The 13616-nt window shown below is 45.0% G+C and carries 14 protein-coding genes; 5 read left to right on the top strand and 9 right to left on the bottom strand.

Annotated features, from left to right (window positions below):
- Positions 1–67: 67 nt before the first annotated feature.
- The 3 genes from H6H02_RS04055 to H6H02_RS04065 form a co-directional block, all read right to left on the bottom strand.
- Positions 68–1192: a glycosyltransferase gene (locus H6H02_RS04055; RefSeq protein ID WP_190815426.1), complete on the bottom strand. Its 1125-nt coding sequence runs from the start codon at positions 1190–1192 to the stop codon at positions 68–70.
- A gap of 22 nt (positions 1193–1214) precedes the next feature.
- The gene (locus H6H02_RS04060; protein ID WP_190814927.1) at positions 1215–2510 is read right to left on the bottom strand and encodes an O-antigen ligase domain-containing protein; all 1296 of its coding nucleotides are present in this window, start codon (positions 2508–2510) and stop codon (positions 1215–1217) included.
- Between the two features lie 82 nt (positions 2511–2592).
- Positions 2593–3861, bottom strand: a complete 1269-nt coding sequence (locus tag H6H02_RS04065; RefSeq protein ID WP_206757262.1) for a hypothetical protein — start codon at positions 3859–3861, stop codon at positions 2593–2595.
- Positions 3862–4659: 798 nt separating this feature from the next.
- Here H6H02_RS04065 and H6H02_RS04070 point away from each other — a divergent pair.
- The gene (locus H6H02_RS04070) at positions 4660–4836 is read left to right on the top strand and encodes a hypothetical protein (protein ID WP_190814929.1); all 177 of its coding nucleotides are present in this window, start codon (positions 4660–4662) and stop codon (positions 4834–4836) included.
- Between the two features lie 142 nt (positions 4837–4978).
- Here the strand turns inward: H6H02_RS04070 and H6H02_RS04075 are convergent, their stop codons facing one another.
- The 4 genes from H6H02_RS04075 to H6H02_RS04090 form a co-directional block, all read right to left on the bottom strand.
- Complete coding sequence (locus H6H02_RS04075; RefSeq protein ID WP_190814931.1) at positions 4979–6286, bottom strand: ribulose bisphosphate carboxylase small subunit; 1308 nt, start codon at positions 6284–6286, stop codon at positions 4979–4981.
- Between the two features lie 137 nt (positions 6287–6423).
- Positions 6424–6759 (bottom strand): ribulose bisphosphate carboxylase small subunit, encoded by a 336-nt coding sequence (locus tag H6H02_RS04080; RefSeq protein WP_190411165.1) that lies wholly within the window; start codon positions 6757–6759, stop codon positions 6424–6426.
- A gap of 96 nt (positions 6760–6855) precedes the next feature.
- Entirely contained in the window at positions 6856–7254 is a 399-nt protein-coding gene (locus H6H02_RS04085) for a chaperonin family protein RbcX (RefSeq protein ID WP_190411164.1), read from the bottom strand.
- A 92-nt stretch (positions 7255–7346) separates the two neighbouring features.
- Positions 7347–8777 (bottom strand): form I ribulose bisphosphate carboxylase large subunit, encoded by a 1431-nt coding sequence (locus H6H02_RS04090; protein WP_190411163.1) that lies wholly within the window; start codon positions 8775–8777, stop codon positions 7347–7349.
- Positions 8778–9048: 271 nt separating this feature from the next.
- Here H6H02_RS04090 and H6H02_RS04095 point away from each other — a divergent pair, with 271 nt between their 5' ends.
- The 4 genes from H6H02_RS04095 to panB all read left to right on the top strand — a co-directional run bounded on the left by H6H02_RS04095 (position 9049) and on the right by panB (position 12554).
- Entirely contained in the window at positions 9049–9774 is a 726-nt protein-coding gene (locus tag H6H02_RS04095) for a hypothetical protein (RefSeq protein WP_190814934.1), read from the top strand.
- Between the two features lie 163 nt (positions 9775–9937).
- Positions 9938–11056: a two-component regulator propeller domain-containing protein gene (locus H6H02_RS04100; protein WP_190814936.1), complete on the top strand. Its 1119-nt coding sequence runs from the start codon at positions 9938–9940 to the stop codon at positions 11054–11056.
- A 91-nt stretch (positions 11057–11147) separates the two neighbouring features.
- Positions 11148–11681 (top strand): hypothetical protein, encoded by a 534-nt coding sequence (locus H6H02_RS04105; RefSeq protein WP_190814938.1) that lies wholly within the window; start codon positions 11148–11150, stop codon positions 11679–11681.
- Positions 11682–11765: 84 nt separating this feature from the next.
- Entirely contained in the window at positions 11766–12554 is a 789-nt protein-coding gene (gene panB, locus H6H02_RS04110; RefSeq protein ID WP_190814940.1) for a 3-methyl-2-oxobutanoate hydroxymethyltransferase, read from the top strand.
- 131 nt (positions 12555–12685) lie between these two features.
- Here the strand turns inward: panB and H6H02_RS04115 are convergent, their stop codons facing one another.
- Positions 12686–13063: a hypothetical protein gene (locus H6H02_RS04115; RefSeq protein WP_190814943.1), complete on the bottom strand. Its 378-nt coding sequence runs from the start codon at positions 13061–13063 to the stop codon at positions 12686–12688.
- Positions 13064–13235: 172 nt separating this feature from the next.
- Positions 13236–13604, bottom strand: coding sequence for a hypothetical protein (locus tag H6H02_RS04120; RefSeq protein ID WP_190814945.1), 369 nt, complete (start codon positions 13602–13604; stop codon positions 13236–13238).
- Between the last annotated feature and the right edge of the window lie 12 nt (positions 13605–13616).

Consider the following 13616-nt stretch of genomic DNA (forward strand, 5'->3'; position numbering starts at 1 on the left):
TAGATAAGTCTATTAGGGCAACCTGTATTAGCTTTTTAGTTTTTGAAACCTTCCTGATTTTAACCATTCATTCTTTTACGATTTTCATTATAATTTTTTCAATACTATCAATCATTTTTTCTTGATCGAAGTTGCTTAGAACATGAGCGCGGCACCTTTGGTCAAGTTCAGGATCTCGCTCTCTCCAATTTATAATTTTATTTATAGTATTTGATAAATCTCTTTCATTTCCCGGCTCAAAAAGCCCAGCTTGGAATTCTCCTGTTAAGATTTCAGGAATTCCCCCTATTCGGCTAGCTAGCGCAGGAGTTCCACAAGCCATTGACTCAATAATCGTTCTCCCAAAAGGTTCGGGCCATGTACTAGGTAAGACCGTAATATCGCTAACCTGATAGAGAGAAGGGGTATCTGTTACATGACCCAGAAAGCTCACAGATTTTTCTACACCCAAATTAGTTGCTAGTTGTTCTAGGGAGTTTTTGTATTCCGGCTCAGTGCTTAAAGGTTTTCCTGCAATCAATAGCTTACTATTATTACCACTTTTTATAAGTAAAGCAAATGCTTTAATCAGCGTTTCCAGTCCTTTTTCTTTATCTAATCTTCCTACATATGAAATCACTTGAATATCTTTAGAAATATTCCATTCTTTTCTCAATAAAGAAAAATTGGCTGTGGGCTTAAATACTTCTGAGTTGATTGCGTTGTATACAACATCAATTTTTTCCGCTTTAAAGCCGCTTTTAATCCAATCCAGCTTCGTTTGATTTGAGATTGTAATAAACTGTTTTACCCCGTTCAATCCTATCGTATGCGGACGACCAAATCCATCAGGAGGAGGTAACCGAAGATGGCAAACAAATGGAATATTTTTGAACAAAGCTAAAATATAACCAAAGAAAACGTCATGATATCGATTGCTATAAACTACACTATTTTTACCTCTCGAAATTTTCAAAATATCAGTAAAAAAATTAAAAGTCTGATTAATTGTACTCCTGTCTAGCATATAGCTGCTAATATTTACTACTTGGGCACAAAACTCTTGATATTGCTTAAGTAGATTTCCTTCTTTTAGATAGAGTAGGCTAATCGTATGTCCCCTTTGAGAGAGTCCACGGCAGACCTCAAAAAGGCTCAACTCTTGTCCACCACGTAAAGAAGATGGCTCATTTTCTAGAACAATAAGATGCATAGGTTTCAAAATATTTTTAGAATTAAAGTAAGGCATATTCTTCAGTAGCCTTCATTTGATAAGGTACTTTTTCTTTCAATGCAATACCCATCATTAATAACCCAGGCCAGTAGGTATAAGCAAGTATTTCTATGCCTTCGGAAAACCCAAAAATACATAAAACTAAGACTATACTTAATCCTGCCCTAGCAGTAGTACTACTTTGTGCCTTAATAAGTAAAGTTACAAAGCTCCATAACATAGGAAATGCTAAGGCCGCACAACCTACAGCTCCCCTTACATAGAGTAGAGCAATCCAAGTGTCGTGAGATCCAATAGGCATATGTTCTGTTACTTTAGGGCCTGGATATTCGGAGATTCCATGACCCCAAATGGGTGCTTCTTTCCAACGATATAGTTCTATCTCTTTTAAAACTTTTCTAACTCTTGAAGATCCAGCGCGAGCATTAGTAAAACTATCCCGTGCACTGTTAAAAAAATCGATAACTACAGGTGCAACAATACCTGAAAAGAAACTTCCAATACCAAATGCAATTTGGTATTTCGGTTTATTAAATATTACTGTCAATATCCAAGTGATTAATGCGACCGCTGGAAGGCATACAAGACCTGCTCTTGAGACCGAAACCCAAACCATCGCTACGGCACCAATCATGCCAATCCACCGCCATTTTATGTTGGATTCTTCACGTGCCAGGAAAAAATAAACATTGCCAGCCAGCCCCAGAGCCGGGGCCCACGGTGTAAATAACTGCATACGAAGTTCATCACCCGCCGCCATAGGATCGTAACCGCCTGCTCCGATTAATACCCGATAATAAGTTCTTCCCCCTTTTCCTATAAGTTGCAAGGGAGAAAGGTATGAAATTGTGAAATTCAATTTAATTGCCACAAAGCTAATTGCAATGGCAATGAGACTGTGAAGACAAATAATGCAGGCGGCTCGATAAATTAATTGGGGTCGGATATTCAGACAACCAATAAGAGGAATTAATGCAAGTAATGCCCAGCTCCTTGTAAATTCAACTAATGAGGCAATAAGTTGAAAATTTCCTAGTTTGAAGTCCAAGTGACCAACAACTAAAGCAACAGCCATAACCAACATGGAAAGAATCCATACCCATATTCCTGAGGGAATAAAAATCCTTTCTTCATTTGGAGTATTTTCCGGTTGATTCCAAAGCTTCTTGCATAAATATATAGTTAGAAACCAGGACATCGCCGATATCCAGGGAAACTGTGCGCCTAAGAAGTAAAGCCCATAGGTTCCTATCATGGTATACCAAACTACTTTTTCCTCAAAATTTTGAGGTTTCATAAGTTTAATCCCATCACAACAAACTGCATTTAGAAAATGCCTTTTTTATCCTTAAGAGATTTTGACTCAGGTATGCTTTTAACTAGATAGTTTTCGATTGTAAAGGTATCTTTTGGTCTTTGTACATTTGATTTTTGTGTTTATAAAGCCCCAAAGTTACCAACCCGGTAGTTAAAAATAGAGAGCCTAGACCTGCGCCTAGTAAAGCAAATTTCTTTTTAGGTGCAAAGGGAGCATCGGGTAACGTAGGCTCTGCAAGCATTTGAATTAAAGGATAAGATCCTAAAGCATTTGATCTGCCAATGTCTAATCTAGTTACGGTAGAGGAGAAAACTGCTTCGGCTACCTGCATATCTCGTTTGAGAGCTTCCAAAGTAGTTTCCTGTTGAGCTAAAACCTTGAGTCTACTTGCGAACTGATTAATCTGTCGGTCTAGTTCCTGAGCTTGAGCTTGTAACCCTTGTTGTTCTGTCTGAACGACTACTAAATCCTGGAACAGCTTTTCTCTAGCGGCACCACTTGTAGTACTGCTAAGGTTGAGTTGTGCTAAGGTTTCCTCGGTCACCGGCCGGCCCAGAACAGACTGGCTTCGCTGTAATAAGGCAACTTTTGCAGCATCTCGTCTGGCCTGCTCTCTGGCTACTGTAGGATTTTCAGACAAAAATTTGGATTCTAAAACTACCAGGGCAGAACTAGCTTCATTATAAGTTTGCAAGTATTGCTGAAATAGCTGATCTGTTTGAAGAGCAAAAGCGTCTGCTGCTTGCTGAGCTGATAGATTTAGATTACCTGATAGCTGTTGCAGACGAGCCGTAGCTTGTTGCTGCTGAGCAACTATTTCAGCTCGTTGCTTACGTAGTAGTTCAATATTAGTTGCGAGACTTGTAACTTGCTCGTTACCGCTTAATCCTGAACGAGATTTGTAATCAGAAAGTCGCTTTTGAGCAACTTCCAACTTTCTTTGCGAAGCAATTAGAGAAGATTGCAACCCGGCATCTCGTTGACTAATCTCTTGATTTCTGAGTTTGTTAAGCCTTTCTTGAAAAGCTTCTAGAAGAGCTAAGTTTTTCTTGTAAGCTTCTTCGGGAGTGTCGCCCTGAAATTCAAACATCATCAGTGTAGTATTTTGCACTAATTTTATTCGGGGGCTACCGAAGTCTTCTAGCGGTACATTGAGATTTTTAGCCGCTAACTTAATTACTGGTTCGCTTGCGGCAATAACTTTGTAGACTTCTCTGGGATCTTGGACAGCACTATTTGCGTAGGGAGACTGATTTTCATAGGAGGCATTTCCCAGATTCGGCAAAGAAACTCTCGCATCTGAACCTGCTCCCGGTAAGGCAAGAACCATCTCACTTACATAATTAGGCTTTGCGGTTTTTAAATAAAATAAAACTGCTGCCCAAAGAGCTGAATTAATCGCCAAACCTAGTAGGCCTAGGAATAAGTAAAATTTCCAACCTCCTTTAGATACTGATGAAGAGTGGGTTACTTTTGGGGAAGACGAAGATTTAGAGATAGCTAATGAACCGTTATTCTGAAAATCCTCATTGGTAGAAAAAATGGAACGTTTCATAAGTTAAAGCCTTAGGATTTGCGCTAGGATGAGCTACACTATCTCAGATTTAGACTTAATACCTCAAAAGTGAGTATTCTTAAGAAAGGATGGAGTTTATAGACTTCTGGTTTCCTCTGACTCAAAGAGGTTTTTAATATCCAGCTTTCGAGAACCTTGAGAGCGTTTTTATTTCTGGCACCATCACATTTTAATCTGCTTAAATAAACCTTTAAGCTTTAAGTTTGTTTGTTTGCCAAACGTTATTTTTTAGGATTCAAACATAATTCCGAGAAAAATTAATTTTGTGGGTAATTAACTTTACTTTTTGCAGGAGTGAAATTAATGATTTTTCTACAGCATTTTACCTCACCTTATAAACTAGCACTCCAATTTTAAAACATTTTAGATGGCTCTCCATCAGCCTTGAGGATGATTAAGCACACTAGGGGTTTGTATCCCTGGAAAGAAGCCTTATACCTTATGCAATTTAAAAATTATCGAAATCTCCTGGATCACTGACGTATCGGTGGTTTCAGAGCAAGATAATTGTATTTTAGCGGTTGGCATTTTGTCTATACAGTGTTGTAATGTATGCCAAAGCCTGGAAATAGCGGACTGGAACACAATCGCTATTTCCGTCATGAAAACTTCATAAAAAAATCGCAAAAAAACGAGGCAACTTTACCTAAACTTTACAGAAATCGAATTGAATTTATGATTCAGATGAGCCTCTACATTTTGGGGCGATCGCTTACTTCGCAATTGTAAATCCATACCCGTAAAGGGCGACGAAATTAACAGGTTTAGGTTCCCATTCTCTGTTGTTGGATCGTTGATTTACCAGGATAAACAAAAAGCGATCGCCCTCTTGGGGCGATCGCTTTCCCAGCAAATAACTGGACTAGAAACGTTAGCTATTCGGGCGTTGGATAATCGTTTCGGCAACACGCCGCTTGGCTTTGGGATCGATGCCAATTAAGCGCACGTATTCACCACTGTGTTCGCTCAAGCCAGCTTCCAAAGCAGCGATCGCTTCCGATGCATTTGTTGTCTGAATGGAATCGCCGCTTTGCCAGGATTGGCTACGGAACCGACGTGCATTTGCGTGTTCCATACCAATGCGATACCCTTGGGCGAGTAGATCCCGGATCTGTTGCTGCACCTCAGGGCTAATTCGGGCACTATTTACCTGAGTGTTGCTGCTGTGACCGTTACCTCGGTCGGACTCATGGGAGTGGGATGGCTCATTCGCCAGTTCATTACGGACGACGGTCTTCCGATTTTCCTGAGGTATGGATGGCGTCCGAGGCACATCCCCAGCTTCTGGAGTCACGGAGCGTCGCCCTGTATTGTACTCCTGTACCAACCGTGAATTCTGAACTCGCTGCTGTTCTTGAACCATTAGGTTGCCAAACTCCATTAAGCGAGAAAGGGTGAAATCAGGCTTTTTAAAAACTGGTGGTCCTTCAGTACTATTTACCACTCTAGTAGAAACCCGATTAATCCCAATATCGTGGATAAAAGAGCGGATCTGTTCATCATAAACGCGCGATCGCACCGCACCAAAGAAATCAATCGCTTGATCGGGGAAGCTATCAACTAACTGTTCAATCTGACTGCGAGACAGTCCATCAGGCTCAAAAATGCCTCCGACGATACCAATCTTGTCCTCTCTGTCAGGTTCCCAGTGGAACTTCTCCATCCGACCATCCCGAATCAATGGCGCATACAGTGTGGCGAAGTCATTACCAGTAACAATAATCGGCACCCTGGGTAAGGGCGTTGAATCATAACTGCCAGGAAGTTGCACATCTGTGGGTTTATCGGCAATATTCATCAGCGTGCCATTCACCAGCTGAGTATTCACCGTGTATTGAGTGCCTTGATCGAAGCGCCCCGCTCCAGCATCCAAATCATTGATCATCAGTACGCACATTTTGCCGCGCACCTTGATCAAGTCTGCTGCTTCCCGATAGCGCAGACGGATCAAACGCCCTGGATCTCCTGCATCTGGACTTTCCAGTTCTCCTGCCGACATATGGACGGCTTCGATGCCCATCCGCTCAAATACTAATTCACATTGAAAAGATTTTCCCTCTCCCTTCCGTCCGTGAACTCCAAGAATTAGAGGAACTCTGACGCCAGGGAGGTCAAGAAAATTTTTGGTGATATGAACCGCTAGCTTATCTAAAAAGCGCGGAGAAATGTAGTAGGTCATAGTCTGTTAAAGTGAATACTCCGATTGCTAGGCATTAAACAAACAAATTGGAGAGGTAGATTGCTCTGCCTCTCCAATTTTGCCCGAACGAGTTAACGGTGAGTCAGTAAGGCAGCGCCCAGCTGACTAATTAAGGTTTAGTAACCTCTTTGGTTTGGTTTCCCAACGATAAAGCTGAGAACTTGGCACTGCTTGATGTTATCAAAGCCCATGACTCGGACGTAGGCGTTGGGGTTCTCAGAACGGCAAGCTTTAATTTCAGTGAGAACTTCTTGGGTTGTCGTAGCATTGAACAGAGGCAGTTTCCACAGTGTCCAGTAGTGCTGTTCCGGTGCAGAACTATCGCTGAATTCAACCCCTGCAATATAGCCTTGGTCGAGGATGTATTGGATTTGCTTGTTGATTTGCGCGTCGGTAAGCGCTGGCAAATAGGAAAGAGTCTCGAAACGAATCTCTTTAGGCAGAGTTCTCATAGTTGTGTGATCTTCCTTTTAGGTATGTCTGCTAAGTGGACGCTTGATGCGGTCTAACGTCCAAAGTTGAAGAGTTCTGTCAGATGACGGTCGAGGTTATCCAGACTCGCCTGGTGATTCAGTTTGTTGTTCCGGCTGGAAGCTGGGGTCAGGTAAAGTAAGTAGCGTAATTCGCTCCAGATGTTGACGCCGATATTCGATATTAGATTTCTCAATACCAGTGCGAGTCATCTCAGGTAAAAAGTCTGCTACTTCCTCTGCAAGATGCTGGCGCACAGTCATAATCCGAAGCGCTAACTCTGGATTTTCTTTGAGTAATTCCTTGACGTAGGCTTCTCCATCTTGGATGACGCCCGTTTTAGAAAAGTTACTCAGCCAAATTGCCAAAGGAGGATTTGTTTCGCTCAACTGAGCCACGATATTTTTCACTGCCTGATAAGTCAGGTAGCTAATCAGTGTCTTAGCCGTGTCTTTGGCAATTTGCTTGAGATCCATATTTGACCCCAGACCTAAAGAGTTCTGAATTTTGAGTGTTGAGTTCGTTTAAGTTTAACTCAGCACTCAACAGTCATGACTCTGTCGTTAGATTACAGAGTATCCATTGCCTCGAACTCGAACTTGATTTCCTTCCAAAGTTCGCAAGCAACCGCCAACTCAGGACTCCACTTACAAGCTTCGCGGATCACGTCGCCGCCTTCGCGCATCAGGTTGCGACCTTCGTTACGAGCTTGGACACAAGCTTCCAAAGCAACACGGTTGGCGGTTGCACCAGGTGCGTTACCCCAGGGGTGCCCAAGGGTTCCACCACCGAACTGCAAGCAGGAGTCGTCACCAAAGATTTCCACCAGAGCAGGCATGTGCCAAATGTGGATACCACCAGAAGCCACGGGCATTACACCAGGCATAGACGCCCAGTCTTGGGTGAAGAAAATACCGCGAGAACGATCTTCTTCAATGTGGTCTTCGCGCATCAGGTCAACGAAGCCCATCGTGATGCCTTTTTCGCCTTCCAGTTTACCAACGACGGTACCGGAGTGCAGGTGGTCTCCACCAGACATCCGCAGACACTTGGCGAGAACGCGGAAGTGAATACCGTGGTTCTTTTGACGGTCAATCACAGCGTGCATCGCGCGGTGAATGTGCAGTAGGATACCGTTGCGGCGGCACCACTTAGCGAGGGTGGTGTTAGCGGTGAAGCCACCCGTCAGGTAGTCGTGCATGATGATCGGTGTGCCGATTTCCTTAGCGAATTCAGCCCGTTCCATCATTTCTTCGCAGGTGGGAGCAGTCACGTTTAGGTAGTGACCTTTGATTTCACCTGTTTCAGCTTGAGCTTTTTCGATGGCTTCTTGAACGAACAGGAAGCGATCGCGCCAGCGCATGAAAGGCTGGGAGTTAATGTTTTCGTCGTCTTTGGTGAAGTCCAAACCACCGCGCAGGACTTCATAGACGGCACGACCGTAGTTCTTAGCTGATAAACCGAGCTTCGGCTTAATCGTACAACCCAGCAAAGGACGACCGTACTTGTTCAGTTTGTCGCGCTCAACGGTAATCCCATGAGGAGGGCCTTGGAAGGTTTTGAGGTACGCAACAGGAATTCTTAAGTCTTCCAAGCGCAGCGCACGTAAGGCTTTGAAACCAAACACGTTGCCCACCAGAGAGGTCAACAAGTTGGTAACAGAACCTTCTTCAAACAAATCCAGGGGATAAGCAATATAGCAAAAATATTGGTTGTCTTCGCCTGGTACTGGCTCGATGTTGTAGCAACGACCCTTGTAACGATCCAGGTCTGTCAGCAGGTCTGTCCATACTGTTGTCCAGGTACCTGTGGAAGATTCAGCAGCAACCGCAGCTCCAGCTTCTTCTGGAGGAACACCAGGCTGAGGCGTAACCCGGAAAGCCGCCAAGACATCAGTATCTTTGGGGGTATAGTCTGGGGTGTAATAGGTGAGTTTGTAATCTTGAACTCCGGCCTTATACCCAGTCTTCGTCTGAGTTTTTGTTTGAGAGTAAGACATGTCTTCCTTCCTGAGGGAATCCTGAATGTTGTTACGGGTTTAAGCGATCCCATAACTTTTTTCTTTATTAATTTTTAACTATACCAGCAAGGTAATAAGTTCATATTCTAATCTTCTTTTTGTAAACATAAGCTTTACTTATTGCCTGTAAATCTATAGGTTTTGTTACAAATAAAGACTTGACTTTTGGAAACAATTAGTAAACGAATAAAAATCCCTGAAAATAGCGATCGCGCACCGAATGTTATAGGGTCGTTGTTTTTTGTTGGGAATGCTAAAAAAAGTTTCTCTCCTAGCCGCATCCTTGATGCTGGCAGCGTGTAGTGCGATCGCTGTATCCAACCATCTGCCGGTAAGTACCTTAAATGATTTGACGTCCTCTCGCCCCGATCCCGCTTCCAGGGAGACTCAATCATTTCCACCCGTGGCAGCGCTACCAGAACCTCAGTGCCAAGGTGAAATCCCCCCATCCCTCAAAGCAAGCTTGAGCGAGTATCGCTTGGCGCAAGAATCGGACTTTGTCGCTTCGATTCGGGCATACGAGCGAGAAAATCCCGGACAGCGAACGACTTGTAGCATTTTCACCGCTGACTTTAACGAAGATAGGCAAAAAGATTACGCTCTATTATTAGTCAACCCTAAAAATAATAATTTCCGATTTTTTATTGCCATTAACCAGAGAAACGGGCAGTTCAACCCAGCCGTGGTTAAGGATTTCAGCCATCTTCCAGAGTCCTCAGAAGGTATTATTTACACAGCGATTAGCTTCAAACCACCCGGAGAGCTAGGACCAGCCGCCCGCGAATATTCTCCTTTGAAATATGGAACATCCGAACAGCAAATTTTTAAAGCAAAACCAGCAATTGAACTCTGGAAAGCACTACCAACTGATTCAGCAGGTGTAGCTCAATATTTAGAAATTGGCACCCTTGCATACTGTTCAAATGCGTTTTACTTTGTCGATGGCAAACTCAAAACATTTGGTGTTTGCGATTAATTTCTTGAGTACATATACTCAAGTTAAGCGAATCTGCGATCGCTCCTTTTGTTCTAATTTTTCACTCTGTCGCGAACACAGGCTTAAATATAGTAAGAAAATCTTATATTTCAGCTAAATGACCAGAGGCGCGTTAACAAAGCCTCTTTTAAGGAGATTAGCGATGGCATTCTTGAGTGCACGTATTGGTTTGTTTATTAGTGCGACACTGCTTTCTTTGAGCGTACCCGTCTGGGGAATCATCCAAAACTCAGATCCGCAGACCCCTAGTAGTGGCAGCGTCCTGGCTCAACAATCCACTGAGATAGACCGGGGAGATGACCTCCGCACCTATCCACCCTCATCGCCGCCGCCAGGAGGTCGTCCCTTGCCTCCCGAACGCCGACGACAAGAAGCCACCCCCCTACCCGCAGATTATCGCGTCACCTCCTTGCAACCAGGTTATACCGGCAGTCTTTGGGTCGGTTCCTGGCAGAGTTTAGCGCGGATCAATCCGAGGACAGGCAACGTTTTGGCTCGGATTGCTCTGCCCAACTACACCATCGGCGCGTTAGCCCAAGACCGGGTAGGACGGGTTTGGGTGGGAACTTACGAAGGACTGCTGCGTGTAGACCCCCGCAGCAATGAAGTGACGGCGCAAAATTTCACCTTACCGTCTAACCGGGTGTTGTCGCTATTGACTGACCAGCGGGGTTATCTGTGGGTAGGGAGCGATCGCGGTCTTGCCATGATCAGCCCCGACCAGGGATTGTTAATGACAACGGTGCAAAAGCTTCCCGGAGTCTCTGCGAATGCCCTCACCCTCGACCGACAAGGTCAGCTATGGGTTGGAACCCTAGAAGGATTAGTGCGAATTAATACCGCCAATGCCTTGGTGATGAAGCGACTGAGGGATATTCCTGGTACTACAGTGCAAGCCCTCGCCCTAGATCCACAGGGACGGGTTTGGGCGGGAACACCTAGCAGTTTGTTAGTAATTGACCCCAAAACCGGAGACGTACTGCGGTCGGTGACGCCACTCAGGGGGAGCAACGTTACCGCCGTGCGCTTTGCCCAAGATCGCAGCGTTTGGGTAGGGACGGATAATGGTTTATTGAGATTAAATCCGGAGACGGGTGCGGTGCTGGATCGAGTTGCAGGTCTCCCCTCCAGTCGGATTCTTTCTTTATCCACGGATGTCGCCGATAAGTTGTGGGTAGGAACCAGCGAAGGACTCGCTTGGATCAGCTTAACTACAGGGCGCGTCACCCCGCACTTAGCTTTCGTTCGGGGAGAAGAATGAACAATGGTCAACCGCTAGTTTGACGGAATAAGTCAGCCAGAAGTTGAAGTCTGTTACAGGTTGTTTGAGTCATTAACAGATTGACACTTCCATGCTGAAAAAATTTGCCCAAACCGTTGTGAGTGCAGCGATCGCTGTTACTGCTTTCTCTGCGATCGCTCAAGCTGCTCGTCCATCAGACATCCGGATCAATACTATCCGGCTAGAAAATACCCTGGATGCCAGTGCTAACGTGCGACTGGGTTACTTTGAAGTTCCCGATCGAAACACAACGGTTTCTGCTTTTGGGGGTGAGTTGCGCCGCTACGATGTTCACATGGCGCGGATGATCGCCTTGAGTCATCGATTTTACTGTCAGCAACCCTACTCTGCCAGAATTGAAAAGGTTGTTGTTTGGGACTACCGAGCCAACAACGGCAGAATTGAAATGGGTACGTTCAATATGCCTTGTACTCTGGTAGAACAGGTAGTGAATACCTATGGTCTTGGTGGAACAGTGCCAATGGAAGTCGAACTGACTGACGGTTCTGTAGGAGTTTTTAACGTAGAGACTCTAGATATTGAAGATGGCTGGGAAACTGAGGATTTTCTAAGATTTGTGCAAACGATGAAACCGGAGCGCTGAAATAGTTGTTAATTTTTACAAGTAGGGTGGGCGGTGCCTATCCCTACTAATGATTAACAACCTTCTCAAAATCGCATCTAAAAAATGGCAGTCACCACCCAGCAATTAATCCAGTGGAAACAACAGGGGCGTCCCATTGTCGTGTTGACAGCTTGGGATTATGCGATCGCGCAACTTTTAGACGCCGCTGGAGTGGATGTAATTCTGGTGGGGGATTCTCTGGCAATGGTAGCCCTCGGCTATCAGACAACGCTGCCAGTGACACTTGATGAAATCCTACACCATGCCTCATCCGTGCGTCGCGGTGCCAATCGGGCGTTAGTCGTGTGCGATTTACCCTTCTTGAGTTATCAAGAAAGTCCCCAGCAAGCGATTCGCTCAGCCGGGAGAGTATTAAAAGAAACTGGCGCTCAGGCGGTGAAAATGGAGGGAGGATACCCGGCAATGGTGGAAACGATTACCAGAGTCGTGCAAGCGGGTATTCCAGTAATGGGTCATGTGGGTCTAACTCCCCAATCGGTACATCAGTTAGGCTACCGACAGCAGGGAAAAACACCAGAAGCGGCAGAGAAAATTTTACAAGAAGCGATCGCGCTGGAACAAGCGGGTGCTTTTGCGATGCTTTTGGAGCATATCCCGCCGGATTTAGGATTGCAGATCACCCAAAAATTATCGATTCCTACAATAGGAATAGGTGCGGGGGTGCATTGCGATGGACAGGTACTTGTTACCGCCGATTTGCTAGGACTCTCCGAACGACAGCCGCCCTTTGCCAAATCTTACGCCAATCTGCGAGAAACGATTACTCAGGCAGTGCAGGCTTATAGTAGCGAAGTGCGATCGCGTCAATTTCCAGATTCCCCAAAACCTTAAACCGCATTCCTAGAGTTTTATTTAAACGTCAACAATAGCGCCAAGAGAATCCTTCTTCTGCGTACCTTGGCGTTATGAACTTCTGGTTTTTTTGCGTTTAATTTTTTGCGCTTAAAAACATGCTTGTGTGGCTAGGATACCGGATCGAAAGGTTCGCAAAAATTTTCCACACCCTGCTGAGCCACATCCATCAAAACGGGAGTCACCAAAAGACTGGGGCAAAGTTTTGTTGCTGCCAAATGTCCCATCATTGGGGCAAATTTTCCATTCATTAGATCGTCGCGAAATTCTTCTTGGCAGATAACAGCGCGGCATTTTTTAGTTAGAATCGGCAACCATTCGGCGTTCGCTATCTCTGGTTGCTGTCCGACTCGAATTGCCAGCACCATCGCCGCATCTTCTAAATCTCCTTCACAATCCTCGATTACATCCAAAGCTGCCAGAGCGTCTGGATAATCTGCCAATTCGGAGCGAAAATTTTCAATTTCTGCCGATGTAACGATAGTCATGAGATTGTTGTTAAAGGTAGTCCATCTGGAACTCAGATAGGCAATTACAACTATTGTGCCAAAGCATTGCCATTGTGGAGCGACAAAAAAAGGGTGGGCATTGCCCACCCCCACTTGTTTGTAGAAACACCGACTTATCCCATCTTCTGGTCATCGGTGAAGCTTTTCTCGCTTAGACACCCACCAGTTCCAAGGCTTCCGAACCGGCAAGCTGTCGGGCGATCGCAAGACGTGTTTCCAGCTTGGCAACGCTAAACTGGTTGCGGAGATACTCCAGGTGAGCCACCGCATTCGCTTTCTCAGCACTTAAACGCATCATCGTATTCAGCGCCTGCTGATACTCCAAATTCACCATCAGTAATTCAAAGCGACGCGCCTTGCGTTGATTGTCATTTTTCAAATCTTGCTCAAATGCCACCGTTTTATCTGCATTGCCTTCCATGCGGTTAATCACCAGATGTGCGGCGGCAAGCTGAGCATCCACTTCATTCACCGTATGGGCAGCTTGGGCGATCGCAGAGGGATATTGACTCAGTTTCATTTGCATCTTCTT

Origin of the sequence: Coleofasciculus sp. FACHB-1120 (genome assembly GCF_014698845.1) — a bacterium.
GTDB lineage: Bacteria > Cyanobacteriota > Cyanobacteriia > Cyanobacteriales > FACHB-T130 > FACHB-T130.

Coding starts and splice junctions, on each gene's coding strand:
- H6H02_RS04055 (WP_190815426.1), bottom strand. CDS start 1,192: ATGCATCTTATTGTTCTAGAAAATGAGCCATCTTCTTTACGTGGTGGA.
- H6H02_RS04060 (WP_190814927.1), bottom strand. CDS start 2,510: ATGAAACCTCAAAATTTTGAGGAAAAAGTAGTTTGGTATACCATGATA.
- H6H02_RS04065 (WP_206757262.1), bottom strand. CDS start 3,861: ATGGTTCTTGCCTTACCGGGAGCAGGTTCAGATGCGAGAGTTTCTTTG.
- H6H02_RS04070 (WP_190814929.1), top strand. CDS start 4,660: ATGCCAAAGCCTGGAAATAGCGGACTGGAACACAATCGCTATTTCCGT.
- H6H02_RS04075 (WP_190814931.1), bottom strand. CDS start 6,286: ATGACCTACTACATTTCTCCGCGCTTTTTAGATAAGCTAGCGGTTCAT.
- H6H02_RS04080 (WP_190411165.1), bottom strand. CDS start 6,759: ATGAGAACTCTGCCTAAAGAGATTCGTTTCGAGACTCTTTCCTATTTG.
- H6H02_RS04085 (WP_190411164.1), bottom strand. CDS start 7,254: ATGGATCTCAAGCAAATTGCCAAAGACACGGCTAAGACACTGATTAGC.
- H6H02_RS04090 (WP_190411163.1), bottom strand. CDS start 8,777: ATGTCTTACTCTCAAACAAAAACTCAGACGAAGACTGGGTATAAGGCC.
- H6H02_RS04095 (WP_190814934.1), top strand. CDS start 9,049: ATGCTAAAAAAAGTTTCTCTCCTAGCCGCATCCTTGATGCTGGCAGCG.
- H6H02_RS04100 (WP_190814936.1), top strand. CDS start 9,938: ATGGCATTCTTGAGTGCACGTATTGGTTTGTTTATTAGTGCGACACTG.
- H6H02_RS04105 (WP_190814938.1), top strand. CDS start 11,148: ATGCTGAAAAAATTTGCCCAAACCGTTGTGAGTGCAGCGATCGCTGTT.
- panB (WP_190814940.1), top strand. CDS start 11,766: ATGGCAGTCACCACCCAGCAATTAATCCAGTGGAAACAACAGGGGCGT.
- H6H02_RS04115 (WP_190814943.1), bottom strand. CDS start 13,063: ATGACTATCGTTACATCGGCAGAAATTGAAAATTTTCGCTCCGAATTG.
- H6H02_RS04120 (WP_190814945.1), bottom strand. CDS start 13,604: ATGAAACTGAGTCAATATCCCTCTGCGATCGCCCAAGCTGCCCATACG.